Source organism: Streptomyces sp. P9-A2 (genome assembly GCF_036634175.1).
Taxonomy (GTDB): domain Bacteria; phylum Actinomycetota; class Actinomycetes; order Streptomycetales; family Streptomycetaceae; genus Streptomyces; species Streptomyces pratens.
In genome coordinates this window covers 5690107-5716077 of the sequence record NZ_JAZIFX010000001.1, presented here as the reverse complement: position 1 = coordinate 5716077, position 25971 = coordinate 5690107, and the positions used below count along the sequence as shown (strand labels likewise).

Here is a 25971-nt window from a genome sequence, read left to right as displayed (position 1 = left end):
GGGGCGCACCCTGACGTTCCCCGGGGAAACGTGAGTGCGCGGCATGCTCTGGGCAGAACTGAGGGGAGGACGACGCGCCGGGGAGCCGCGGCCGGAGCCGAGGAACGCCCAGGGGACTGGGCGGCCGCACTCCCCTGCCCGCCGTCGTCCCATGATGAGCCGCGGGAGGCTGACAGGTGTCCAGCGCAGCCGAGCAGGAGGCGGTGGCCGGGCGGGAGGCGGTGGCCGGGAACCGGGTCGCCGGCGACGGGCGCCCGGCCGTCGCCGTGAACGGCGTGCGGGCGGCCGCGCCACCACCGGCGACGGTGCCGGTGCGGCCCGGCCCGGCCGCCCCACTCGGCGCCCACTTCCGCACCGGCCCGGACGGGGTGGCGGGGACCGGCTTCGCCCTGTGGGCGGGGGGTGCCGAGGGCGTCGAACTGTGCCTGTTCGACGAGCGCGGCGGGGAGAGCCGCGCCCGGCTCACCGAGCTGACGGAGGGGGTCTGGCACGGCTTCGTGCCGGGCGTCCTGCCCGGCACGCGCTACGGCTACCGGGTGCACGGCCGCTGGGATCCGTGGACCGGCGCCCGCTGGAACCCGGCGAAGCTGCTGCTAGACCCGTACGCCCGCGCGGTGGACGGCGACTACGGCACGTCCGGCCTGCCGCCCCAGGTGTACGGGCATGTCCGGGACTGGCCGGAGCAGCATGTCGCGGACACCGTGCGCGACGACCGGGACTCCGCCCCGTACGTGCCGAAGGGCGTCGTCGTCCACGATGACGACGACCGGGCCGACGACCGCCGGCCCGGGACGCCGTGGGCGGACACGGTCCTGTACGAACTCCACGTCAAGGGCTTCACGCAGCGGCACCCCGGCATCCCCGGGGAACTGCGCGGTACGTACGCCGGGCTGGCTCATCCCGCCGCGATCGAGCATCTGGTGCGGCTCGGGGTGACGGCCGTGGAACTGCTGCCGGTGCACCAGTTCGCGCACGAGGACCATCTGCTGCGGCGGGGGCTGCGCAACCACTGGGGCTACAACTCCGTCGGCTGGTTCGCCCCGCACGCGGGCTACGCGTCCTCCGGGACGGGCGGGCAGCAGGTCGGCGAGTTCAAGCGGATGGTGCGCGCGCTGCACGCGGCGGGCATCGAGGTCGTCCTCGACGTGGTCTACAACCACACCGCCGAGGCGAACGAACTGGGGCCCACCCTGTCCCTGAAGGGCGTCGACAACCGCGGCCACTACCGGCTCCGGGCCGACGCCCGCCGGTACGCCGACTACACCGGCTGCGGCAACACCCTGGACGTCGTCCAGCCGCAGGTGCTGCGCCTGATCACGGACTCGCTGCGCTACTGGGTGACCGAGATGGGCGTCGACGGCTTCCGCTTCGACCTGGCGGCGGCGCTGGCCCGCACCGCGGACGGGGACGACGTCGACATGCGCGCCCCCTTCCTCTCGGTGATCGCCCAGGACCCGGTGCTGCGCGGGGTGAAACTGATCGCCGAGCCGTGGGACGTGGGCCCCGGCGGCTACCGGGTGGGGGCGTTCCCGCCGCTGTGGTCGGAGTGGAACGACCGGTACCGCGACGCCGTACGGGATTTCTGGCGGCCCGGGGCCGCGGATCTGCGGGAGATCGGCTACCGGCTCTCCGGTTCCAGTGACCTCTACGACTGGGGCGGACGGCGCCCGTACGCCTCGGTCAACTTCGTCACCGCGCACGACGGATTCACCCTGCGCGACCTCGTGTCGTACGAGCGCAAGCACAACGAGGCCAACGGCGAGGGCAACCGGGACGGCACGGACGACAACCGCTCCTGGAACTGCGGCGCCGAGGGCGAGACCGGCGACCAGGACGTCCTGGCCCTGCGGCGGCGGCAGCTGCGCAACCTGCTGGCCACGCTGCTGCTGTCCACGGGCGTGCCGATGCTGGTCGCCGGGGACGAGATGGGGCGCACCCAGCGCGGCAACAACAACGCCTACTGCCAGGACAACGAGACCGGCTGGGTGGACTGGGAACTGCTGGACCGGCCGGACTGGCGGGCCCTGTTCGACCTCACGTCCCGGCTGATCGCCCTGCGCCGCCGCCATCCGGTGCTGCGCCGCCGGACCTTCTACTCCGGACACGCGCACTCCCCGGACGGACTCCGCGACCTGGCCTGGTTCACCGCGCGGGGCACCGAGATGACCGAGGAGGACTGGTACGCGCCCACCGCCACCCTCGGCATGTACCTCTCCGGCCGGGACGTCCCGGAGCGGGACGAACACGGGGAACCCGTCCTCGACGACAGCTTCCTCGCGATCCTCCACGCCGGTGACGAACCGGCGGACGTCCTCCTTCCGGGCCTTCCGTGGGCCCGGAACTACGAGGTGGTCGTCGACACCGGCCGGGAGGACCAGGAGTCGCCGCCGGACACGGCCCACCCGGCGGACACGACGATCACGGTGCCGGGACGAACGGTGCTGCTGCTGCGGGCGGTCGGCTGACTGCCGAAGGGCCCGTACCCGGCGGCCTGACCCGGCCGGCTCCTGGCGCTCAGCCGAGGATGCCGCGCTCGTAGGCGACCGCCACGGCCGCGGCGCGGTCCTTGACGCCGAGTTTGGCGTACAGGTGGGTGAGGTGGGTCTTCACGGTCGCCTCGCTGATGAAGAGTTCGCGGGCGATCTCGCGGTTGGAGGTACCCCTGGCGACCAGGGCGAGGACCTCGCGTTCCCGCGCGGACAGGGACGCGGACCGCGGTGCGGCGGGGGCGCGGACCGCGGAGACCAGACGGGAGACCACCGCCGGGGAGAGGACCGTACGGCCCTCGGCCGCCGCCCGTACGGCCGTGAACAGTTCCTCGCGCGGCGCGTCCTTCAGCAGGTAGCCGGTCGCGCCCGCCTCGATCGCGGGCAGGGTGTCGGAGTCGGTGTCGTAGGTGGTGAGGACGAGCACCTTGGCGCGGGCGCCCCGGCGGGACAGTTCCCGGATGGCGTCCACGCCCGAACCGCCCGGCATGCGCAGGTCCATGAGGACGACGTCCGGGTCGAGGGCGGAGGCCCGCTCCAGCGCCCCGACACCGTCCGCCGCCTCGCCGAGGACGCGGAAACCGGGCGCGGACTCGAACATGCCGCGCAGGCCGTCCCGTACGACGGGATGGTCGTCGACGATGAGGAGGGAGATGGCCGGGTCGTCAGTCATGGCGCACCAACGGTACGCGAGCCGAGACCGCCGTCCCGTGTCCGGGTTCGGACTCCACGGTGAGGGAGCCCGCGATACGTTCCGCGCGGGCGCGCATGCCGTCGAGGCCGAAGCCGCCGCTGCCGGTGCGGGCGGGGCGCACGCGTGGGTCGAAGCCGCGGCCGTCGTCGCGGATGTCGAGGGTGACCTCGTCGCCGATGTAGGAGAGCGTGACGCCGACCCGGGTGGCCGCGGCGTGCCGGGAGGCGTTGGAGAGGGCCTCCTGGACGATCCGCAGCAGAGTGGCCGCGACTTCCTCGTGCAGGGGTTCGGCGGTGCCGGTGGCCGTGAAGTCGGCGCGAGTGCGGGTGCGTTCGCCCCATTCGGCGACCGTCTTCTCCAGGGCCTGCGGCAGCCCGTCCCCGTCGAGGGCGACCGGGGCGAGGTTGTGCACGGAGCGGCGGGCCTCGCCGAGGCTCTCGCGGGCCAGGTCGGTGGCCCGGCCCGCGTGGACGCGGGCCAGGTCGGGGTCGCTCGTGCCCGCCACCACCTGAAGCTGGGCGATGATGCCGATGAGACCCTGGGCGAGGGTGTCGTGGATCTCGGCGGCCAGCCGTCGGCGTTCGTCGGCGACACCCGCCTCCCTTGCCTGGACGAGGAGTTGGGTGTGCAGGGCGGCGTTCTCGTCGAGGGCCTGCTGCAACGCGGCGTTGGTGCGCTCCAGTTCGGCGATGGTCTCGGCCTGCGTCCGGGCGCGCTCCTCCTCCAGTTCGCCGAAGTGGGCGAAGAGGGCCACCAGCAGGGCGTTGACCAGGAGAATCGCACCGAAGAGCGACCAGCCCAGGCTGTCGCCCGGGGGCAGCCCACCCGCCTGCGAGCCCGCCAGTGTCACCGCGGTGGCGAGCAGGCCGGGCTTGACCAGATGTTTGGGGAGTTGGTGGGCGACGCCGAAATAACCGATGACCGCGGAGAAGGCGAACAGCGGGTTCGTCCAAGCGAGCGCGAACCCGACGGCCCAGCGTGCGGCGTAGTAACAGGCGCTCTCGGTGGTCGGTCCGGGGCGTCGGCGTTCCGCCCTGCCCCAGGCCAGTTGGAGGACGACGGCCACGACGACCAGCACACCGCTCAGCCGGCGCTCACCGTCCGTCATGCCGATCGCGTCGGCGGCCGACAGCGAGAGGACGGTGCCGGCGGCGAGCAGGAGGTACGGCCCCCAGCGGTGGAACATCGCCCACCGCCGCTCGACCACGCCGTCGGTCGTCGTGCGGCTCGCCGTCATGTCGTCGGCCGTCATGTCGTCGGCCGTCGTGTCGTCGGCCGTCGTGTCGTCCGCGGTCACCCCGCCCACCTCATACCGCCCTTCTCATCCGCGTCCGCGTCCGCCCCGACGTCCGCCCCGACGCTTGCCCCCTGCCCGTCCCGACGCCGGTCCCCCTACTCGTCCCGACGCCTGCCTGCACGCTCGTGTCCGCACTCGCCCGCACACTCCCACCGGACCAGCCTGCGGGGGCCGTCATGACGGCAGTCTCGTACGCACTCGCCCCGACACCGGCCCCGGCGTACGCCCCACTGCCCGTCCCGGTACCGGTCCTGATACCCGTCCCGGGCCGCCCGCCGCGCTCGCCCGCATATTCACCCCCCGCGTTCAGCCCCGGCCCTCGCCCTCACTCCCAGCGGAACCAGCGTGCCGCTGCGACCGTCAGCAGCACCGTCCAGGCCGCCAGGACGGCCAGGTGGAGCCGGCCGGGCCAGTCACCGGCGGCGGCCTGGTTCAGGGCTTCGGCGGCGGCGCCGAACGGGGTCCAGCCGACGATGTCGGCGAGCAGGTCCGGCATGGCCTGCACCGGCAGCCACACACCCGCGCAGAACATCGCCGGGAACAGCGCGGCGGAGCCCACCGCTCCCGCGATCTTCGCCGTGCGGGACAACGCGGAGAGCACGGCGCCCAGGGCGAGGGCGGCGGCCACGGCCAGGAGCAGCGCGAGGAGGTAGCCGAAGGGCTGACGCGGCAGCGGTACGTCGAAGGCGATCCGGCCGACGGCGAGCGAGAGCAGCGCCGAGAGCAGGGCGGCCCCGCCGTACACCAGCATCTGCGCGCCGAGCAGCGCGGTGGCCCGTACGGGGGTGGTGGCCATCCGGCGCAGGATGCCGTGCTCTCGGTAGGCGGTGAGGGTCTGAGGCATGCCCTGCACCCCGCCGACGATCAGGCCGAGCAGCACGGCGACCGGGACGTACGCGTCCACCGGGCGCAGCCCGCCGAAGGACGGGTCGGCCTCCCGGAAGGAGGGGATGGAGCCGAGGATCACCAGCAGAAGGGTGGGGAACAGCAGGATCCAGAAGATTCCGCCGGGTTCACGACGGAAGAGGCGGATCTCGGTCCGCAGGACGGCGGCGTTCAGGACGGCGGCGTTCAGGACGGCGGCGCGGGGGGCTGCTGCGCGGGGGACGGGGCTGGTCACGCCGGTACCTCCTCGGTGGTGTCGGGGCGGTCGGTGGTGTTCGCCCGCTGGGTCGCGCCCGTCGGACCGGTCCCGCCGTTCTCCTCCGTCAGGTCCAGGAACGCGTCGTCCAGGGTGGCGTCGGTGACCCGGAGCTGGTGGGCGGTGACGCGGGTGCGGGCGAGGAGGGTGATGACGGCGTTGACGGTCTCGTCCGTGCCGGACAGGGTGACGCGGCCGTCCCGGTGCTCGATCGAGACGAGGGCGGGCAGGCCGTTCAGGTCGCGGTCGTCCAGGGGGGCGGAGGGCGTGAAGCTGATGACGGTGGCGCCCGCCGAGCGGCGGATCAGACCGGCCGGGGTGTCCAGGGCGGCCACCCGGCCCTTGTCGATCACCGCGATCCGGTCGCAGAGCCGTTGGGCCTCCTCCATGAAGTGCGTGACGAGCAGAACGGTGACGCCGTTCGCGCGGATGTCCTCGATGAGTTCCCAGGTGTCGCGGCGGGCGCGCGGGTCCAGTCCGGTGGTGAGTTCGTCGAGGACGACGATCCGGGGGTCGCCGATGAGGGCGAGCGCGATCGACAGGCGTTGTTTCTGCCCGCCGGAGAGTTTGCCGAAGCGGTTGTCCAGGTGCGGGGCGAGCCCGAGGCGTTCGGCCAGGGGCCGCCAGTCGACGGGGCGCGGGTAGAACGCGGTGTACAGCTCGAGGGCCTCGCGGACGGTGAGCTTGGCCTGGAGTTCGCTGCGCTGGAGCTGGGCGCCGAGAACCTGGGCGATCTGTTCGTGGTCGGCGACCGGGTCGAGGCCGGTGACGCGGACGCGGCCGGAGTCGGGGACGCGCAGGCCCTCGACGCATTCGACGGTGGTCGTCTTGCCGGCGCCGTTGGGGCCGAGGACGCCGAAGATCTCGCCCTCCTCGACGGCGAAGGAGACACCGTCCACGACGGGCCGCCCCCCGTAGGACTTGCGCAGATCGGTGACTTCGATGACAGGCATGGCATCAGCGTCGCCGGGCGCGGGCTTCCCGCGCATCGGCCGACGCGCTCGACACCGCATCAACCGATCGGCCGATGGAGTGGTACGACTTCGAGGGAGAGGGGCACGGCGCAGGTCGCGTGCGGGCCCGTTGACGGGGCCGGACGTCGGTCGTAGGTCCCGCGGACCAGCGGAGTCCGGCCAAAACTCGGTGGGCAGTGTCAGTGGCGATCCGTAGGCTCGCTGCTGATGGCCACCACACTCCCACCCGCGCCCCCACCCCTCGAAACGCGCTCCACAGTCCGCTCGTTGCTGCGTCTGTGGCCGTACGTGCGGCCCGTGCGGGCGCGGCTGTTCACCGCCGCTTTCATCGCGATCCTCGCCTCGTGCATCGGTCTGGTCATCCCACTGGTCCTGAAGTGGATGGTGGACGGCCCCGTCGCCGGCCGGGACCCGGCGGGTGTGTGGCTCGGCGCGCTGTACCTGCTGCTGCTCGGGCTCGCGGAGGCGCTGCTGTTCGGGCTCCGGCGGTGGCTGGTGGCGCGCCCGCTGGCGGGTGTCGAGGCGGGAATGCGGGCGGGCCTCTACCGGCATCTGCAGCGGCTGCCGGTGGCGTTCCACGACCGGTGGCCATCGGGGCAGTTGCTGTCCCGGGGGACCACGGATCTGATGCTGCTGCGGATGTTCCTGGCCTTCCCGTTGACGTTTCTGCTGGTCAACGGGGTGACGATCCTTGTCGGCGTGATCATCATGCTGGTCCAGGACCGGTCTCTGGGACTGGTGGTCCTGGTTCCCGTCGTGCCGGTGATGGTCACCTGCGTGCTCTTCGAGAAGCGGTACTCCAGGGCGTCGCGGCTCGGGCAGGACCAGGTCGGCGATCTGACGACGGTCGTCGAGGAGAGCGTGCTCGGCATCCGCGTCATCAAGGGGTTCGGACGGCACCGCAGCCAGGCGCGGGCGTTCCGGAAGCTGTCCGAGGATCTGCGCGGGACGGAGCTGCGCAAGGCCCGGCTGCTGGGCGCCATCATGAGCGTCATCGTGACGCTCCCGGAGCTGGCCATCGGCGCGACACTGGTGCTGGGGACCATGCGGGTGGCCGACGGGGACCTGTCCGCGGGCACCCTGGTGGCGTTCCTGACGACGGCCCTGGCGCTGCGCTGGCCCGTGGACTCGATCGGCTTCCTGCTGGCGATGAGCCAGGAGGCGGCGACCGCGACCGAGCGGTACTTCGAGGTGATGGACGCCGAGGAGGAGCAGCCGGGCCCCGACGGCCCACGGACTCCGGCCGCCCCCGCGGGCGGCGACGGGCTGCGCTTCCACGACGTCACCTTCCGCTATCCCGACGCCCCTTCCGGGTCCCTGCCCGTCCTGGACCGGGTCGACCTGCACATCCGGTCCGGTGAGTCGATGGCCCTGGTCGGCGCGACCGGCAGCGGCAAGACCACGCTCACCGCCCTGGTGCCCCGGCTGCACGAGGCGACCTCGGGGCGGATCACTCTGGACGGCACGGACATCACCGCGCTCTCCCGCGAGGAGCTGCGGCGCAGGGTCTCCGTCGCCTTCGAGGAACCCACCCTGTTCTCGGCCACGGTCGGGGAGAACGTACTGATGGGCGCGGGGGCCGGGGCCGGGAGGGCCGAGTTGGAGCGGGCGCTGGACGTGGCGCAGGCCGGCTTCGTGAACGCACTGCCGCAGGGCGCCGACACCCAGGTCGGCGAGCAGGGGCTCAGTCTCTCCGGCGGGCAGCGGCAGCGTCTCGCGCTGGCCCGCGCGGTGGTCGGGCGGCCCGGCTTCCTGGTGCTGGACGATCCGCTGTCCGCGCTCGACGTGCACACGGAGGCCGCGGTCGAGGCCGCCCTGCGCCGGGTGCTCGCCGACACCACGGCCCTGATCGTGGCGCACCGCCCGTCCACGGTCCTGCTGGCCGACCGCGTCGCCCTCCTCTCCGGCGGCCGGATCACGGCGGTCGGCACCCACCATGAACTGCTGCGCACCAACGCCGAGTACGCCCACCTCATGGCCGGCGACCCGGTGGCGGAGCAGTCGGACCAGGTCGAACAGCCGGACCGGGCGAACCGGTCGGAACAGGAGAACCAGCGATGACGGCGGCTCCCACCGCACCCGCCCGCGACGAGGACGACAAGGGCGGCAGGGACGGCAGGGACGACGAGCCGCGGACCCCGGAGGCCGGCGACCCCTTCGACCGGGACGTCCTGCCCACTCCCCCGGGCGCCGACGGCGTCCTGCTGCGCTCCCTGTTGGCGCCGATGCCCGGCCGGGTCGCCCTGACGGCGCTTCTGCTGCTGCTCCAGCAGGCGGCGGTGCAGGCGGGCCCGCTGCTGGTGGCGTACGCGATCGACCGGGGCGTACCCGCGTTCCGGTCCGCCGACCACGGGCCGCTGATCGCGGTGGCCGTGGGCTATCTGCTGTGCGCGGCCTCGGGCGGCGTGCTGCAGTACGCGTTCATCGCCACCGCCGCCCGGGTCAGCCAGGATGTGCTGCTGGATCTGCGCGGCCGGATCTTCCGGCACGCGCAGGCGCTCAGCGTCGACTTCCACGAGCGCTACACCTCGGGCCGGCTCATCTCCCGCTCCACCACGGACGTCGAGTCGCTGCGGGAGCTGCTGGAGGAGGGCCTGCAGGAACTGGTGACGGTCATCGTGTCCTGCGTCTACATCGCGGTGCTGCTGCTCTGGCTGGACCTCGGGCTCGGCGCGGTGGCGGTGGCGTCCTTCGTCCCGCTGTACGCACTCGTACGGTCGTACCGGCGGCGGGCCTCCGAGGTGTACCGGCTGCGGTCCACGGCGATCGCCTCGGTGATCGTGAAGTTCGTCGAGACGATGAACGGTATCCGCGCGGTGCGCGCCTTCCGCCGCGAGTCCGTCAACGACGCCGCGTTCCGGGAGCTGAACCGGCGGCACGAGCGGACCAACGGCGACGCGCTGCTGGAGATGGCCCGCTATGTCGTCGGCTCGCGGGTGACCGCCAACACGACGGTCGCGCTGGCCGTGCTGTGGGGCGCCTACCGGGTGGCGGAGGGGACGCTCGCGCTCGGTGTGCTGGCGGCGGCGGTGCTGTATCTGCGGCGCCTGTACGACCCGATCGACCGGCTGGGCATGTTCCTCAACGCATACCAGTCGGCGGCGGCCTCGCTGGAGAAGATCGCCGGTCTGCTGGCCCAGGTCCCGTCCGTGCCGGAGCCGGTGTCCCCCCGTGAGCTGCCGGAGCGGCGGTCGGAGCATCCGGGGCGCGAGGTCGTCTTCGAGGGGGTCCGGTTCGCGTACCGCACCGGTGGTGAGGTGCTGCCCCGTTTCGATCTGACGCTCCCCGCCGGGCAGACCGTCGCGGTGGTCGGCTCGACCGGGGCGGGCAAGTCGACGCTGGCGAAGCTGCTCGCCCGCTTCTACGACCCCACCGACGGCCGGGTCCTGCTCGACGGCGTCGACCTGCGCGACCTGCCGGGGCCCGAACTGCGGCGCGGGGTGGTCATGGTGACGCAGGAGGCGTTCCTGTTCTCCGGCACGGTCGCCGAGAACATCGCCCTCGGCCGTCCGGAGGCCGGCCGCGCGGAGATCGAGCAGGCGGCGAAGGAGATCGGCGCGCACGATTTCATCAGCGCCCTCCCGGACGGCTACGACACCGACGTACGCAAGCGGGGCGGCCGCATCTCGGCCGGTCAGCGCCAGCTCGTGGCGTTCGCGAGGGCGTTGCTCGCCGATCCCGCCGTGCTGATCCTGGACGAGGCGACCAGTTCGCTGGACGTTCCCGGGGAGCGGGCGGTGCAGCGCGCGATGGCGACGGTGCTGCGGGGCCGTACGGCGGTGGTGATCGCCCACCGCCTGTCCACCGTGGAGATCGCGGACCGCGTCCTGGTGATGGAACACGGCCGGATCGTGGAGGACGGCCCTCCGGCCGAACTCGTCGCGGGCACGGGCCGCTTCTCGGACCTGCACCGGGCGTGGCGGGACAGTCTGGCGTAGGCGCGGCAGCGCAGGGGGGAAGTGGATGATCGACGCGTACGGGGACCGTTCCTAGTCAGTGAGCGGGAGTGGGTCCTGGACCCGTTCCCGCTCACTGCGGACACCCCGAACGGTGTTGGGTGTCCTGGTCCCCCGCGTTCGTTCCGCGTCCGGCGGCGGGGTCCCTCACGCCCGGGAGCATCCGGTCCGGCCTGGACGGTCCGATGCCCGTGCACATCGCTCTGGTGTGCACGGGGCGGTGTCGTCCGTCGCCGGATCGGGTGCCCTTGGGCGCGTCGCCCGATCGCGATGCTCGCCGCATCGTGCCGGGTGGTCCTACGGTTCTTCGAGGTGAGCGGCTTCTGCCAGTGCTGGGCGCCCCACTTCGAGGTGTAGGCGGGGTCCACGGCGATGACGGTGATGCCCATGGCGTCGGTCATCGAGACGAGGCGGGCGCGGAGCCGGCCGGTGGGCAGGCCGGAGACCAGCCGCCGAAACCGCTTGTTGCGGCCGTGTTTCTCACGGGTCTTCTCCGCGGTGAAGTCCAGGTCCTCCACCGCGATCGCCCGCACCCCACAGGTACGGGCCCAGTGCAGCAGCCGGGTCAGGGCGTGGCGGACCTGGGCGTCGCGATGGTCGGCGGTGCCGGACAGGTCGAAGCAGAACCGGCGCGGGCTGCCGGTCGGGTTGCCGTGCACATCGAGGCGCCAGGCGGCCAGGTGATCGGCATTGGTGTCCACCCCGATCACCCCGTCGGCCAGCACCGCCGCCAGGGAGATCGTCTGTGACACGGGGATCTGCCAGGACGCGGTCACATACCAGCGCGCGGGCCGGGTCGTAGTGGATGCGGTAGGCGACGGCCCGGTTCGCTGCCACCCGGTCGGCCCACTCCTGCCCCCGGTGCGCGAAGTGGATCCGGCCGGTGAGGACATACCGGCCGTGCGGAGCATTGGCCAGGCCTGCGAGGGGGGCGGGCAGTCTGATGCTGACCTCACCGTCCGGGCTGATGCGGATCGTCTCGTTCCCGTAGCGTTTTCCGCTCTCCCCGTCCGCCCGCAGGAACCAGCGGGCCGCCTCCCAGCGTGCACGCCACTGGAGCTCGGTGAGCCGTGCGGCGGGCAGCTGGTGCCGCATCCGGGCCAGGCGTTTACCGCCGCGCACCATGTGCACCCGCCCGGCCGTCCAGGCGGCGCGCTCCCGCGCCAGCCGGTCCTCCAGCACCTGCAGGCGGCGGGCCTTGGCATGCCACTCGCGCCGACTGCGGTAACCACCCGGCGCCTTCTTCGAACCCTTCTGGCCGAGTGGCAGGGACAGCCGGTGGCGCAGGGTACGGATACCGGCTTCCAGGTTCTGGAGGTGGGCGAGCGCGCAACGGCGGGCCAGCGCCCACTGATCGTGCGTGGCTTTGGTGATCGCACCCGCCCAGCGGGCCGACGAGAGCGGAGTCAGCTCCCGCTTGCGCACCGCCCACGCCTGCGCGTCGTGATCGAGGCCGTCGTGGCGGCGGGTCTTCAGGTCACGACAGGCCAGCGTGCCCAGATGCGCGCCCACCCGCCGCAACACCTCCTCATCGGCCGCCGTGAGCTGCTTCAGCCGGGTACGGATCGCCACCCCCGACGGACCGGGTGCCACAGACGGCGCCGCCAGCTCCCGCAGACCGCCCACCCCACACTCCTCCGCCAAGTCGTCATGCCCTACTCACCCCGCCCAACGAACACCACGCGCAAAGGTCACGCATTCGGCAGACGAACCCCCATTCCCCCTTCCGGCGGGACAGCACCCACTCCCGGCCGTGACCGCGCCCATCTGCGCTCACTCATGCACACCAGAACACACTCGTGCTCAGCCAAACTCCAGCAGCTACCAACCCCTTGCTGGGCGCCCTCGGCCTGCTGGGGCTCGCCCCGATCGGGTTCGTGCTGCGCTGGTATCTGCGCCGGGCCCGCGCCGGATACCTCGCCGAGGGCGCGGCCGTCTCGGATGTGGCGGAGATCGTCGCGGCGACGGCGGCGGGGGCGCGCGCGGTGGAGGCGTTCGGGCTCCGGCGGCAGCGGGTCCGGGCGAGCCGGGAGGCGCTGGAGACCGCCCGGCGAGCCCGGTTCCACACCCTGTTCCTGCGGACGGTGTTCTTCCCGGTGGTGGAGGTCTCGTACGCCGTCCCGGTGGCCGGCGTACTCCTGATCGGCGGGGCGCTGCACGGACGGGGCGCGGTGAGCCTGGGCGCGGTGGTGAGCGCCGCCCTGTATCTGCTGCAGTTGAGCGGGCCACTGGACGAGGTGTTGATGCGGATCGAGCAACTGCAGAGCAGCAGTGCCTCGTTCGCCCGGGTGGAGGGGTTGGCGAGGGTGCCGTGCGCGGCGGGGCACGGGGACGTTCCGGATCCGGCCGGTGACCGCATCGACGTGACCGGTGTGCGCTACGCCTACGACGGGGGCGCCGAGGTGCTGCGCGGGGTCGATCTGACGGTGCGGCCGGGTGAGCGGCTGGCCGTGGTGGGGCCGTCCGGCGCGGGCAAGACCACGCTGAGCCGACTGCTCGCGGGCGTGGACGCGCCGACCGCCGGGACGGTGACGGTGGGCGGAGCGCCCGTGGCCCGGCTGGACCCGGATCTGCTGCGCCGGCAGGTCGTGCTGGTCACTCAGGAGCACCACGTCTTCCTCGGTTCGGTGCGCGACAATCTGCGCATCGCCGAACCGGGCGCGGAGGACGGCGAGTTGTGGGCCGCGCTGGCCGTGGTGGGCGCCGACACATGGGTGCGGGAGCTGCCGGAGGGCCTGGACACCGGGCTGGGGCAGGGCGGTTGTGTCCCGGACGGCTCCCAGGCCCAGCAACTGGCTCTGGCCCGGGTGGTGCTGGCGGATCCGCACACACTGATCCTCGACGAGGCGACCGCCCTGCTCGACCCGACGACCGCGCGCCACACCGAGCTCGCGCTGGCCGCCGTCCTCGCGGGACGCACCGTCATCGCGATCGCGCACCGGCTGCACACCGCGCACGACGCGGACCGCGTGGCGGTGATGGAGGACGGCCGGCTGACCGAACTCGGCACGCACGAGAACCTGGTGGCGGCGGGCGGGGCGTACGCGGCGCTCTGGCACTCGTGGCACGGAGACCGGCCGAACCGGCCGGACGGGCCGTAGCCCGGCGCCCGGCGGAGGGGCGGAGGGCGGTGGAGCGCCCGGCGGAGGGGCGCCCGGCGGAGGGGCGCCCGGCGGTGGGCGGTACGCCTCCTCGCCCGCGCCGACAGGGCCGTCACCCACTGGGGAGCCCGGTCCTGACCTGCGGAATCCGGTCCTCGCCACGTTCGTCGTGCCGGCGGTCCTCCGGCGCTCGTCCCCGAGCCGCGGGCCGAAGAGGGATCCATCGATGTCACGCGCCTCATGCCCGCCGGCGGTTGATGCCCGCGCCGTGCCCCCGGCCCACCTCGCGCGCTCCACGCCCCGCACATCAACCCGTTCGTATACCGAACCTGAACTCCCGTACAACGAACGGTTTCCGGCCAAGTTTCTGACGCGCTCCTGACAGAAACCGCAGTCACCTGCCACTCTTCCCACGGCCCTCGCGCGACAACCCCACAGCAACCCCCCAGCGCCACCGAACCGTCGCGCCCCGGCCATCGCTCCAGCACAGCAGCACGTGGTACCGCGTACCGCCCTGTTCTGCCCGGCCGGCTCACCAGCCGGCCGGTCTCCCCTGGCCGCACAACCCGCGGCCGTGCAGAAGGAGTCAGTGTTGAGAAGCAGCTCCTCCCACAGACGCACCCCCCACGCCACCCCCCTCACGACGCGCCGCCGCACCGCCGCGGTCGCCCTCGCCGGGGTCGCCGCCCTGGTCGCCACGGCCGTGCAGGCCGGCAGCGCCACCGCGGCCCCGGACTCCGCGCCGGCCGCCGGACAGGCGAAGCCCGCCGCGGAGTCGGTCCGGCTCACCCCGGCCCAGCGCGCCGAACTGATCCGCGAGGCGAACGCCACCAAGGCGGACACCGCCGAGGACCTCGGCCTGGGCGCGAAGGAGAGGCTCGTCGTCCGTGACGTCCTCAAGGACCGCGACGGCACCGTCCACGTCCGCTACGAGCGCACCTACGACGGCCTGCCCGTCCTCGGCGGCGACCTCGTCGTGCAGGGCCGGAAGCCCGGCGAGACCGAGTCTGTCGTCAAGGCCACCCGGGCCGCGGTGAAGCCCGCCACGACCACCGCCAAGGTGTCCACCGCCAAGGCCGAGCGGCAGGCCCTGTCCGCCGCGCAGGCCGAGGACGCCCAGAGCCCCGACGTGGACGTCGCCCCGCGCAAGGTGATCTGGGCCGCGAGCGGCACCCCCACGGTGGCGTACGAGACGGTCGTCGGCGGACTCCAGCACGACGGCACCCCACAGGAGCTGCACGTCGTCACCGACGCCACCACGGGCGAGAAGCTGTACGAGTGGCAGGCCGTCCAGAACGCGACCGGCCACACCGTCTACAGCGGCACCGTCGACCTGACCTCCACCCAGTCCGGGTCGACGTACAACCTCACCGACGGCGCGCGCGGCGGGCACAAGACGTACAACCTGAACCGCGGCACCTCCGGCACCGGCACCCTGTTCTCCGGCTCCGACGACGTCTGGGGCAACGGCAGCCCGTCCAACCTGGAGTCGGCCGCCGCCGACGCCCACTACGGGGCCGCGCTGACCTGGGACTACTACAAGAACGTGCACGGCCGCAGCGGTATCCGCGGCAACGGCGTGGGCGCCTACTCCCGGGTCCACTACGGCAACAACTACGTCAACGCCTTCTGGTCGGACAGCTGCTTCTGCATGACCTACGGCGACGGATCCGGCAACGCCAACCCGCTGACCTCGATCGACGTCGCCGCGCACGAGATGACCCACGGCCTCACCTCGAACACCGCGGGCCTCGTCTACAGCGGCGAGTCCGGCGGCCTCAACGAGGCGACCAGCGACATCTTCGGCTCGACCGTCGAGTTCTACGCGGCCAACCCCTCCGACGTCGGTGACTACCTCATCGGCGAGGAGATAAACATCAACGGCAACGGGACCCCGTTGCGCTACATGGACAAGCCGAGCAAGGACGGCGCGTCCAAGGACGCCTGGTACTCCGGGATCGGCTCGATCGACGTGCACTACTCCTCCGGCCCCGCCAACCACTTCTTCTACCTGCTGAGCGAGGGCAGCGGCACCAAGACCATCAACGGCGTCAGCTACGACTCGCCCACCTCGGACGGCCTGCCGGTCACCGGCATCGGCCGCGCCAAGGCGGAGAAGATCTGGTTCCGCGCGCTGACCACCAAGTTCACCTCGACCACCAACTACGCGGGCGCCCGCACCGGCACCCTCGCGGCCACCGGTGAGCTGTACGGCGCGGACAGCGCCGAATACAAGGCGGTACAGGACGCCTGGGCCGGCATCAACGTCGGCGCACGCTCCGGCGGCGGCGGTGGCGGCGGTACGTCCTTCGAGAACACCACCGACGTGGCGATCCCGGACGCGGGCGCCGCGGTGACGTCGTCGATCACCGTCTCCGGCCGGACGGGCAACGCGCCCTCCAACCTCCAGGTCTCGGTGGACATCGTGCACACCTGGAGCGGTGACCTGGTCATCGACCTGCTGGCCCCGGACGGCACGGCGTACCGCCTGAGGAACCGCACCGGCGGCTCGGCGGACAACGTCAACGAGACCTACACGGTCAACGCCTCCTCCGAGACCGCCAACGGCACCTGGCAGCTGCGGGTGCAGGACCAGGCCTCACGGGACACCGGCTACATCAACGGCTGGGGGCTCACCTTCCCGTAGCCGTGACGGGCAGGCGTCCCGCGCGGGCCGTGAAGCGCGGCCGTCATGCGCGGGCCGCGGCGCCCGGCCCGTGAGCACCGGGTGAAGACGGGGCGCCGTCCCGGAGGCCGGACCTCCGGGACGGCGCCCCGCCGTGCGGGCGGCTCGGGTGGCCGCCCTACCCTTGGGTCCCATGTCTTCGGCGGACTTCACCTACGACCATGTCGGCGCGACCCGCGAGCCGGGTTTCTGCCCTCCCGGATTCCACCCCCTGCACGTCCGCACCCGCCTCGGCGAGGGTGAGGCGGTCTTCCGCCAGGGCTCGGAGGCGGTCCTCACCTGGGAGCTGCACCGGGCCCTGGGGGTCGGGTTCGCCCCCTCCGCCGACCGCGCGGCGCCCGGTGTCGACGTCACCGTCACGCTCGCCGGAGTGGTCCGAGCGCCCTGCCGGGTGGTCTGGACGGTGGAGGAGTACCGCAGAGCCGGCTGGGCCTACGGCACGCTGCCCGGTCATCCGGAGCGCGGTGAGGAGTCCTTCGTCGTGGACCGTACCGGTGACGGGACGGTGTGGCTGACCGTCTCGGCGTTCAGCAGGCCGGCCAGGTGGTACTCCCGTGCGGCCGGCCCGGCTGCGCGCGGGCTGCAGCATGCGTACGCCCGCCGCTGCGGCACGGTCCTGCGCCGGCTCGCGACGGAGGGCCTCAAGGAGTTCTGAGGCCCTCCGCAGCATCCGCCCGCCAGCGCCTGTCCGGCGGATCATGCCCAAGGCGCGGGGCCCGGCACGTCCTCCTCCGCCTTGCGGCTGGACCTTCCCCCGAGCTCTCGGCGCCTCTCCGAGTTCTCGGCACCTCTCGAACAGGGGGCCCATGAACAGGGAGGACCCCCACGAACAGGGAGGGGCCACCACGCCCCCGCTCGCCTGCGTCGACAAGGTGCCGTCGGCGCCTCCGACGTGATCCGCCGGACCGGCCCTGGCACCGCCCGCTACCGCTACCGGCGCCTCACCGCATCAGTAACCCGGCGGCCCCCAGGACGTCCTCCGAGGGGACCGCGACCAGGCCCAGTTCCATGCCCTGCGCCAGCAGCCGGTGGCTGGGCAGGATACGGACCGTGTAGCCGAACGGCCCGGTGCGGTCCAGGGAGAGCGGGCCCTCGTACACCCAGCGGCCCTCCAGGTCGGCGGCGCCCACCGGCTTCAGCGGCACGGGGGTCCCGTCGGCGATGCGGTCCTCCTCGTCCACCCGCCCGGAGACCGCCTGGACCTCGACGTCGTCCGGGCCGAGGCCGCCGAGGCCGACGCGCACCCGCAGCCCGAGGGTGGTGCCGAGTTCCGCCGTGCCCGCCGTGCCCGTCGTCTCCGACGTCTCGACGTGGTCGACGGTCACGCCGTGCCAGGCGGCGCGCACCCGCGTCTTCCACCGGGCGAGGTCCCGCGCGGCGTCCGGGTCCATCGCGCGGTGGCCGCCGGCGGCGGGCGCGTACAGGCGCTCGACGTACTCGCGGACCATACGGCCGGCCAGCACCTTCGGCCCGAGCAGGCTCAGGGTGTGCCGGACCATCTCCAGCCACCGGTCCGGCAGCCCGCTCTCGCCCCGCTCGTAGAAGCGCGGGGTGATCCGCTGCTCCAGCAGGTCGTACAGCGCGGCGGCCTCTATGGCGTCGCGCCGGTCGGGGTCGTCCCCCACTGCCGAAAGCGTGGGGGTGCCCCCATCCGCCCCGTCCGCGGTGGGGACGGCCCAGCCGAAGTCGGGCTGGAACCACTCGTCCCACCAGCCGTCCAGCACCGAGAGGTTGAGGCAGCCGTTGAGAGCGGCCTTCATGCCGCTGGTGCCGCACGCCTCCAGCGGCCGCAGCGGGTTGTTCAGCCAGATGTCGCAGCCGGGGTAGAGCTTCTGCGCCATCGCCATGCCGTAGTCGGGCAGGAACACGATGCGGTGCCGCACACGGGGTTCGTCGGCGAACCGGACCAGCTCCTGGATGAGCCGCTTGCCGCTCTCGTCCGCCGGGTGCGCCTTGCCCGCGACCACGATCTGCACCGGCCGCTCGGGGTGCAGCAGCAGGTTCGTCAGCCGGTCCCGGTCCTGCAGCATCAGCGTCAGCCGCTTGTACGAGGGGACCCGCCGGGCGAACCCGATGGTCAGCACGTCCGGGTCGAGCACCCGGTCGACCCAGCCCAGTTCCGCCGTCCCGGCGCCGCGCTGCCGCCAGGAGGCGCGCAGCCGCTCCCGCACCTCCATCACCAGCAGGGTGCGCAGGGACCGGCGCAGCTCCCAGATGTCCTCGTCCGGGATGTCCGCGACCGAGTCCCAGCGGTCCGAGCCGCCGACGGTCAGTGCCTCCTCGGCGCGCTCGGCACCGATCTGCCGGGCGCCGAGCCGGAGCACCTCGGGGGCGACCCAGGTGGGCGCGTGCACCCCGTTGGTCACGGAGGTGATGGGCACCTCCTCGGGGTCGAATCCGGGCCAGAGTCCGGCGAACATCTCGCGGCTGACGCTGCCGTGCAGCAGGGACACGCCGTTGGCGCGCTGGGCGAGGCGCAGGCCCATCACGGCCATGTTGAAGAGGCCGGGTTCGCCGCCGGGATACGTCTCCCGGCCCAGTCCGATGACGCGGTCGACGTCGATGCCCGGCAGTTCGGCGTCGGGGCCGAAGTGGCGGGCGACCAGGTCGCGGTCGAAGCGGTCGATGCCGGCCGGTACGGGGGTGTGCGTGGTGAACACGGTCCCGGCCCGGACGGCCTCCAGAGCGGCGTCGAACTCCAGCCCGTCGGAGCCCAGTTCGGCGATGCGCTCCAGGCCGAGGAAACCGGCGTGGCCCTCGTTGGTGTGGAACACCTCGGGCGCCGCGTGTCCGGTGAGCCGGCAGTACGCGCGCACCGCCCGCACACCCCCTATGCCGAGCAGCATCTCCTGGAGGAGCCGGTGCTCGCTGCCGCCGCCGTAGAGCCGGTCGGTGACGCCGCGTTCGCCGAGGTCGTTCTCCTCGACGTCGGAGTCCAGCAGGAGCAGGGGGACCCTGCCCACCTGGGCCAGCCAGATCCGGGCGCGCAGCGACCGGCCGCCGGGCAGCGCGAGGCTCACCAGGGCAGGCGTGCCGTCCGGCTCCTTGAGCTGGACGAGGGGCAGCTCGTTGGGGTCGAGGACGGGGTAGTGCTCCTGCTGCCAGCCGTCCCGGGACAGGCTCTGGCGGAAGTACCCGTGCCGGTAGAGCAGGCCGACACCGATCAGCGGGACGCCGAGGTCGCTGGCGGCCTTGAGATGGTCGCCGGCGAGGATGCCGAGCCCGCCGGAGTACTGCGGCAGAGCGGCCGTGATGCCGAACTCCGGGGAGAAGTAGGCGATGGCTGCGGGCAGTTGGTCGCTACGCGGCCGGGTGCCGGACTGGGTCTGGTACCAGCGGTCGCCGGTCATGTACGTGTGCAGGTCGTCCGCGGCCGCGTCGAGGCGGTCCAGGAACGCGCGGTCGCCGGCCAGCTCGGCGAGCCGCTCGGGCCCCACGCTGCCCAGCAGCCGTACGGGGTCGCGGCCGCAGGCGGCCCAGCATTCGGGGTCGACGGACTGGAAGAGGTCGCCGGTCGGCGCGTGCCAGGACCAGCGCAGATTGCGGGCCAGGTCGCTGAGGGGCCGGAGGGGGTCGGGGAGAACGGGTCGGACGGTGAATCGACGGATCGCCTTCAAATTCCACCTCGGCGCGAGTCGCGGTGCGGAGGGACGGCAGTGTGCGTCCGGTCGTCCCGCACGACACTACCGGCGGAAACGGCATCCACGGCGGAAGCCGGACAACCCGGCACCGGCGCGCCCCGGGCCAAACGATTCGCCACAAGGCGGATATGGCCGATTCCCTACCCGTAGGCGCCCTTGTGGGGCTTCGTTCCGCACGAGACGCTGCCACGATGGCGTGCCGGCCCGCGCCGGGTGCACCCCGGCCCGCGACGCCGTACGCCGAGTCGAGGAGGGGAACTCGGACCATGGCACGGACGCGAACGCGGCGTCTGCGCCGGGCGGGGGGCATGACGGCGACCATGACGGCGATCCTGTGCGCCGCGACGGTTTCGGCCGCGACCCTGCCCGCGCACGCCGCGCCCATGGGGCGGATATCCGGCGCCGGAGCACCCGGCTCCGTGGCAGGCAGCTACCTGGTGACATTGAAGGAGGGGACCGCGGCCCGCTCGGCGGCGGGCAGAGAGCTCGCCGCGCGCCACGGGGCGGGAATCAGCCACACCTACGGCACGGTGCTGAACGGCTACGCCGTCCGGGCGAACGCGAGACAGGCGGCGCGGCTCGCGGCCGACCCCCGGGTCTCCTCGGTCACCCAGGACACCCGGGTGACCGGGGCCGGCACACAGAAGAACCCGCCGTCCTGGGGACTCGACCGGGTCGACCAGCGGGACCTGCCGCTGAACAAGCGGTACGCCTCGCCGGACACGGCGGGTGCCGGGGTGACGGTCTACGTCATCGACACCGGCGTACGGATCTCGCACCGGGACTTCGGCGGCCGGGCCCGGCACGGCTGGGACTTCGTCCAGAACGACCGGACCGCCCAGGACGGCAACGGCCACGGCACCCATGTGGCCGGCATCGTCGCGGGGAAGACGTACGGCGTCGCGAAGCGGGCCCGGATCGTCTCCGTGCGCGTGCTGGACGACGCGGGTTCGGGCACCACGGCCCAGGTGATCGCGGGCATCGACTGGGTGACCCGGAACGCGAAGAGGCCCGCGGTCGCCAACCTCAGTCTCGGCGGCTTCCACAACGCGCAACTGAACGCCGCCGTCCGCGCCTCCATCGCGTCCGGCGTCAGCTACACGGTCGCGGCGGGCAATGAGGCGAACGCGGCCGCGCTGTACTCACCCGCGGGGATCAAACAGGCGATCACGGTGGGCGCGACCGACCGGCAGGACAAGAAACCGGCCTTTTCCAATCACGGCTCGGCCGTCGACCTGTTCGCTCCCGGGGTCGCCATCACCTCGGCGTCCGCCACGAGCGACACCGGCCAAGTCGCCGCCTCGGGTACGTCGATGGCGTCCCCGCACGCGGCGGGCGCGGCGGCGCTGTACCTCGCCGGACACCGGCGGGCGACTCCGGCACAGGTGGCGAACGCCCTGGCCAAGGGGGCGACGACCGGGAAGGTGAGCAGCCGCGGGCTCGGCTCGCCGAACCGGCTGCTGCGGGCGCCGGCGCCCTAGGGGCCTCTCGTTCGGATCCGGCCCGATCCGAACGAGAGGCGCCGGAGGCTTGCTGACGGCTGCGTGGGAGCGGCCCGTCAAGGACCGGCTCCGCCCTGTACGGGCGAGGCCGGTCTTGTGTGTCGACATACGCGCGAGTAGTTAACAAAGTGTCGGATTGCTCACCCGAACAGGGTGGGAAGGCTCCTTCGGTACACCCCTCAGGAACACCGCCGTGCACCACGGAACACGACGGAGCATCACGGAGTATTACGCAGGACACCGCAGACACCGCAGGACCCACCTCCCCACAGTCATCCGCCCGCCTACGTTGACGCGGACAGGAGCGGTCATGCCCGCCAAGCACCCTTCGTCATCCCCTCCGACACCCGGCACCGCAAAGACACCGCCGGCACCCGGTTCCACCGCGCCGGTGCGGGCCGGTTCCGGGCCGCCTCCGAAGCCCGGCCCGCGCCCGTCCGCGAAACGCGGTTCCACGGCATCTCCCGTCCGGCCGAGCGGCAAGGGCGGACATCCGGCGCCCGCGCCGCCGCCCGCACCCGCACCCGCACCATCGCCCACCGCGGGAGCGGGCTCCGTGAGCGCCACACCCCTGAGCACCGCCCCTCCAAGCACCGCCTCCCCCACCTCCGTGGGCCGTATCCCCGTCCTCGACGTCCGGCCGGTGGTCCGCGAGGGGCGTCGGCCGGCGAAGGCGGTCGTCGGGGAGACGTTCGAGGTGACGGCGACCGTGTTCCGTGAGGGGCACGACGCGGTGGCCGCCAATGTCGTCCTGACCGACCCCGAGGGCCGGCGGGGGCCGTTCACGCCGATGCGGGAACTGGCGCCCGGCACCGACCGGTGGGGGGCCACCGTCACCCCAGGGAGGACGGGGTACTGGACGTACACCGTGGAGGCGTGGGGCGATCCGGTCACCACCTGGCGGCGCCACGCGCGGATCAAGATTCCGGCGGGGATCGACACGGAGCTGGTCCTGGAGGAGGGTGCCCGGCTCCACGAACGGGCGGCGGCCCACGTCCCGGACCCGGACCGACGGGCCGCCCTCCTCACCGCCGTGGACGCGCTGCGCGACGCACGGCGTCCGGCGTCGTCCCGGCTGGCGGGGGCGTCGGTGCCGGAGGTGGACGCGGTGCTGGCCCGCCATCCGCTGCGGGAACTGGTCACCACCAGTGACCCGATGCCCCTGCTCGTGGAACGCGAACGCGCCCTCTACGGCTCCTGGTACGAGTTCTTCCCCCGCTCCGAGGGCACCCCCACCCACCCCCACGGCACCTTCCGCACCGCCGCCCGCCGACTGCCCGCCATCGCCGCGATGGGCTTCGACGTCCTCTACCTCCCCCCCATCCACCCCATCGGCACCACCCACCGCAAGGGACGCAACAACACCCTCACCCCCACACCCGACGACGTCGGCGTCCCCTGGGCCATCGGCTCCCCCGAAGGCGGCCACGACAGCGTCCACCCACAACTGGGCACCCTGGAGGACTTCACCTGGTTCGTCCGCCAGGCCACCCGCCACGGACTCGAGACCGCCCTGGACTTCGCCCTGCAGTGCTCCCCCGACCACCCCTGGGTCCACAAACACCCCCAGTGGTTCAACCACCGCCCCGACAACACCATCGCCCACGCCGAGAACCCGCCCAAGAAATACCAGGACATCCACCCCATCGCCTTCGACGCCGACATGGACGGCCTGATCGCCGAGACCTGCCGCATCCTGCGCCACTGGATGAACACCGGCGTACGCATCTTCCGCGTCGACAACCCCCACACCAAACCCGTCGCGTTCTGGGAACGCGTCATCGCCGACATCAACCGCACCGACCCCGACGTCATCTTCCTGGCCGAGGCCTTCACCCGCCCCGCGATGATGCACACCCTCGCCGCCATCGGCTTCCAGCAGTCCTACACCTACTTCACCTGGCGCACCACCAAACAGGAACTGACCGAGTACCTCACCGAACTGGCCGGCGACGCCGCCTGCTACATGCGGCCCAACCTGTTCACCAACACCCCCGACATCCTGCACGCCTACCTCCAGCACGGCGGACGCCCCGCCTTCGAGGTCCGCGCCGTCCTGGCCGCCACCCTCTCCCCCACCTGGGGCATCTACAGCGGCTACGAACTCTGCGAGAACACCCCCCTGCGCGAGGGCTCCGAGGAATACCTCGACTCCGAGAAATACCAGCTCACCCCCCGCGACTGGGCCGGCGCCGAACACCACGGCCGCACCATCGCCCCCCTCATCACCCGCCTCAACACCATCCGCCGGGAGAATCCGGCCCTGCGCCGGCTGCGGAATCTCCGTTTCCACCAGGCGGACAAAGACTCGGTCATCGCCTACTCGAAGAGGCAGGGTTCGAACACGGTGCTGGTGGTCGCCAACCTCGATCCCCACCGCACCCAGGAGGCCACGGTCTCGTTGGACATGCCGCAACTCGGCCTGGAACGGCACGAGTCGGTACCGGTACGCGACGAACTCACCGGCGAGACGTACCACTGGGGCAGGGCCAACTACGTGCGTCTGGGGCCGGGCGGCGCGCATGTGCTCGTCCTCGGCCGGGGGGCCGACGACGGCCGTGACCACGACCGCACGACTTCGGCCTCGGCCTCGGTCTCGGTCTCGGCCTTCGGAACCGCGCCCCCCGGCCCGCACAGCACGACTGCGCGACCGTCCCGACCGTCCACCCCGCAGATCGGAGGGTCACCCGCATCATGATCGTCAACGAGCCCGTACCGGACACCTTCGAGGACACACCGGCGCAGGACCGCGACCCGGACTGGTTCAGGCGTGCCGTCTTCTACGAGGTCCTCGTCCGTTCCTTCCAGGACAGCAACGGCGACGGCATCGGTGACCTGAAGGGGCTGACCGCCAAGCTCGACTATCTGCAGTGGCTCGGCGTCGACTGCCTCTGGCTGCCTCCGTTCTTCAAGTCACCGCTGCGCGACGGCGGTTACGACGTCGCCGACTACACCGCGGTACTGCCCGAGTTCGGCGACCTCGCCGACTTCGTGGAGTTCGTGGACGCCGCCCACCAGCGGGGCATGCGCGTGATCATCGACTTCGTCATGAACCACACCAGCGACCAGCACCCGTGGTTCCAGGAGTCCCGCCAGAACCCCGACGGCCCCTACGGGGACTACTACGTCTGGGCGGACGACGACAAGCAGTACCAGGACGCGCGGATCATCTTCGTCGACACCGAGGCCTCCAACTGGACATACGACCAGGTCCGCGGGCAGTACTACTGGCACCGCTTCTTCTCGCACCAGCCGGACCTCAACTACGAGAACCCGGCCGTGCAGGAGGAGGTGATCTCCGCGCTGAAGTTCTGGCTGGACCTGGGCATCGACGGTTTCCGGCTGGACGCCGTGCCGTACCTCTACCAGGAGGAGGGCACCAACTGCGAGAACCTGCCGGCCACGCACACCTTCCTGAAACGGGTGCGCAAGGAGATCGACGCGCAGTACCCGGACACGGTGGTCCTCGCCGAGGCGAACCAGTGGCCGGAGGACGTCGTCGACTACTTCGGCGACTACACCGCCGGCGGCGACGAGTGCCACATGGCGTTCCACTTCCCGGTGATGCCCCGCATCTTCATGGCCGTGCGACGCGAGTCGCGCTACCCCGTCTCCGAGATCCTGGCCAAGACCCCGGCCATCCCGTCGGGCTGCCAGTGGGGCATCTTCCTGCGCAACCACGACGAGCTGACCCTGGAGATGGTCACCGACGAGGAACGCGACTACATGTGGGCCGAGTACGCCAAGGACCCGCGGATGCGCGCCAACATCGGCATCCGCCGCCGCCTGGCCCCGCTGCTGGACAACGACCGCAACCAGATCGAACTCTTCAACGCCCTGCTGCTGTCCCTGCCCGGCTCGCCGATCCTCTACTACGGCGACGAGATCGGCATGGGCGACAACATCTGGCTCGGCGACCGCGACGCGGTGCGCACCCCCATGCAGTGGACCCCCGACCGCAACGCCGGCTTCTCCTCCTCCGACCCCGGACGGCTGTTCCTGCCCACGATCATGGACCCGGTTTACGGCTACCAGGTCACCAACGTCGAGGCGTCCATGGCGTCGCCGTCGTCGCTGCTGCACTGGACCCGCCGCATGATCGAGATCCGCAAGCAGAACCACGCCTTCGGCCTGGGCACCTACACCGAACTCCCCTCCTCCAATCCCGCCGTCCTCGCCTTCCTGCGGGAGTACGAGGACGATCTGGTGCTCTGCGTGAACAACTTCTCCCGTTTCGCGCAGCCCACCGAGCTCGACCTGAGCGCCTTCGAGGGCCGCCATCCGGTCGAGCTGTTCGGCGGGGTGCGCTTCCCGGCCATCGGTGAACTGCCGTATCTGCTGACCCTGGGGGGCCACGGCTTCTACTGGTTCCGGCTGCGGCAGGAGAGCACGGGGAGCGGTGACGCGGTGACGCCGCCCTGATCAAGAGGGCCCGAGCCCGCCATGGGGGTACCGCCCGGGCCGTTCAGGCACCGGGCGGGGCGGCTCGGTCA

The 25971-nt window shown here is 72.3% G+C and carries 13 protein-coding genes and 2 pseudogenes; 9 read left to right on the top strand and 6 right to left on the bottom strand.

Features of this window, described 5'->3' with window-relative positions; genetic code table 11:
• Window positions 1-176 precede the first annotated feature (176 nt).
• Window positions 177-2465 carry a glycogen debranching protein GlgX gene (gene glgX, locus V4Y04_RS26065; protein ID WP_332430753.1) on the top strand — a complete coding sequence of 763 codons (2289 nt, stop codon included), beginning with the start codon at window positions 177-179 and terminating at the stop codon, window positions 2463-2465.
• A gap of 49 nt (window positions 2466-2514) precedes the next feature.
• Here glgX and V4Y04_RS26060 read toward each other — a convergent pair whose 3' ends face one another.
• The 4 genes from V4Y04_RS26060 to V4Y04_RS26045 form a co-directional block, all read right to left on the bottom strand.
• Complete coding sequence (locus V4Y04_RS26060; protein ID WP_332430752.1) at window positions 2515-3159, bottom strand: response regulator transcription factor; 645 nt, start codon at window positions 3157-3159, stop codon at window positions 2515-2517.
• Complete coding sequence (locus V4Y04_RS26055; protein ID WP_443080207.1) at window positions 3152-4417, bottom strand: sensor histidine kinase; 1266 nt, start codon at window positions 4415-4417, stop codon at window positions 3152-3154. Before V4Y04_RS26055 ends, V4Y04_RS26060 begins: the two co-directional genes overlap by 8 nt.
• Before the next feature lie 385 nt (window positions 4418-4802).
• Window positions 4803-5537: an ABC transporter permease gene (locus V4Y04_RS26050; protein ID WP_443080206.1), complete on the bottom strand. Its 735-nt coding sequence runs from the start codon at window positions 5535-5537 to the stop codon at window positions 4803-4805.
• Between the two features lie 56 nt (window positions 5538-5593).
• A complete protein-coding gene (locus V4Y04_RS26045) occupies window positions 5594-6571 on the bottom strand; it encodes an ABC transporter ATP-binding protein (RefSeq protein WP_332430751.1) in 978 nt (325 codons plus the stop codon).
• A gap of 228 nt (window positions 6572-6799) precedes the next feature.
• On the opposite strand from V4Y04_RS26045, the gene V4Y04_RS26040 reads away from it, so the two are divergent.
• Both V4Y04_RS26040 and V4Y04_RS26035 read left to right on the top strand, forming a co-directional pair.
• Entirely contained in the window at window positions 6800-8653 is a 1854-nt protein-coding gene (locus V4Y04_RS26040; RefSeq protein WP_332430750.1) for an ABC transporter ATP-binding protein, read from the top strand.
• Window positions 8650-10530 (top strand): ABC transporter ATP-binding protein, encoded by a 1881-nt coding sequence (locus V4Y04_RS26035; RefSeq protein ID WP_332430749.1) that lies wholly within the window; start codon window positions 8650-8652, stop codon window positions 10528-10530. The genes V4Y04_RS26040 and V4Y04_RS26035 overlap by 4 nt, the downstream gene beginning before the upstream one ends.
• Window positions 10531-10581: 51 nt before the next feature.
• Here V4Y04_RS26035 and V4Y04_RS26030 read toward each other — a convergent pair.
• Window positions 10582-12174 (bottom strand): annotated as a pseudogene (locus tag V4Y04_RS26030) (IS200/IS605 family accessory protein TnpB-related protein).
• Between the two features lie 203 nt (window positions 12175-12377).
• On the opposite strand from V4Y04_RS26030, the pseudogene V4Y04_RS26025 reads away from it, so the two are divergent.
• From V4Y04_RS26025 to V4Y04_RS26015, 3 genes and pseudogenes are all read left to right on the top strand, one after another.
• Window positions 12378-13649 (top strand): annotated as a pseudogene (locus tag V4Y04_RS26025) (ABC transporter ATP-binding protein); the annotation flags it as partial.
• Window positions 13650-14241: 592 nt separating this feature from the next.
• On the top strand, window positions 14242-16296 hold the full coding sequence (locus V4Y04_RS26020; RefSeq protein WP_332430748.1) for a M4 family metallopeptidase: 2055 nt from the start codon (window positions 14242-14244) through the stop codon (window positions 16294-16296).
• 172 nt (window positions 16297-16468) lie between these two features.
• Window positions 16469-16990: a DUF1990 family protein gene (locus V4Y04_RS26015; RefSeq protein WP_332430747.1), complete on the top strand. Its 522-nt coding sequence runs from the start codon at window positions 16469-16471 to the stop codon at window positions 16988-16990.
• A gap of 286 nt (window positions 16991-17276) precedes the next feature.
• Here V4Y04_RS26015 and V4Y04_RS26010 read toward each other — a convergent pair whose 3' ends face one another.
• Complete coding sequence (locus V4Y04_RS26010) at window positions 17277-19952, bottom strand: glycosyltransferase family 1 protein (RefSeq protein ID WP_332430746.1); 2676 nt, start codon at window positions 19950-19952, stop codon at window positions 17277-17279.
• Window positions 19953-20242: 290 nt separating this feature from the next.
• On the opposite strand from V4Y04_RS26010, the gene V4Y04_RS26005 reads away from it, so the two are divergent.
• From V4Y04_RS26005 to treS, 3 genes are all read left to right on the top strand, one after another.
• Window positions 20243-21457, top strand: a complete 1215-nt coding sequence (locus V4Y04_RS26005) for a S8 family peptidase (protein WP_332430745.1) — start codon at window positions 20243-20245, stop codon at window positions 21455-21457.
• A gap of 577 nt (window positions 21458-22034) precedes the next feature.
• Window positions 22035-24176: an alpha-1,4-glucan--maltose-1-phosphate maltosyltransferase gene (locus V4Y04_RS26000; protein WP_332430744.1), complete on the top strand. Its 2142-nt coding sequence runs from the start codon at window positions 22035-22037 to the stop codon at window positions 24174-24176.
• Window positions 24173-25900, top strand: coding sequence for a maltose alpha-D-glucosyltransferase (gene treS / locus V4Y04_RS25995; RefSeq protein WP_332430743.1), 1728 nt, complete (start codon window positions 24173-24175; stop codon window positions 25898-25900). The genes V4Y04_RS26000 and treS overlap by 4 nt, the downstream gene beginning before the upstream one ends.
• Window positions 25901-25971 lie beyond the last annotated feature (71 nt).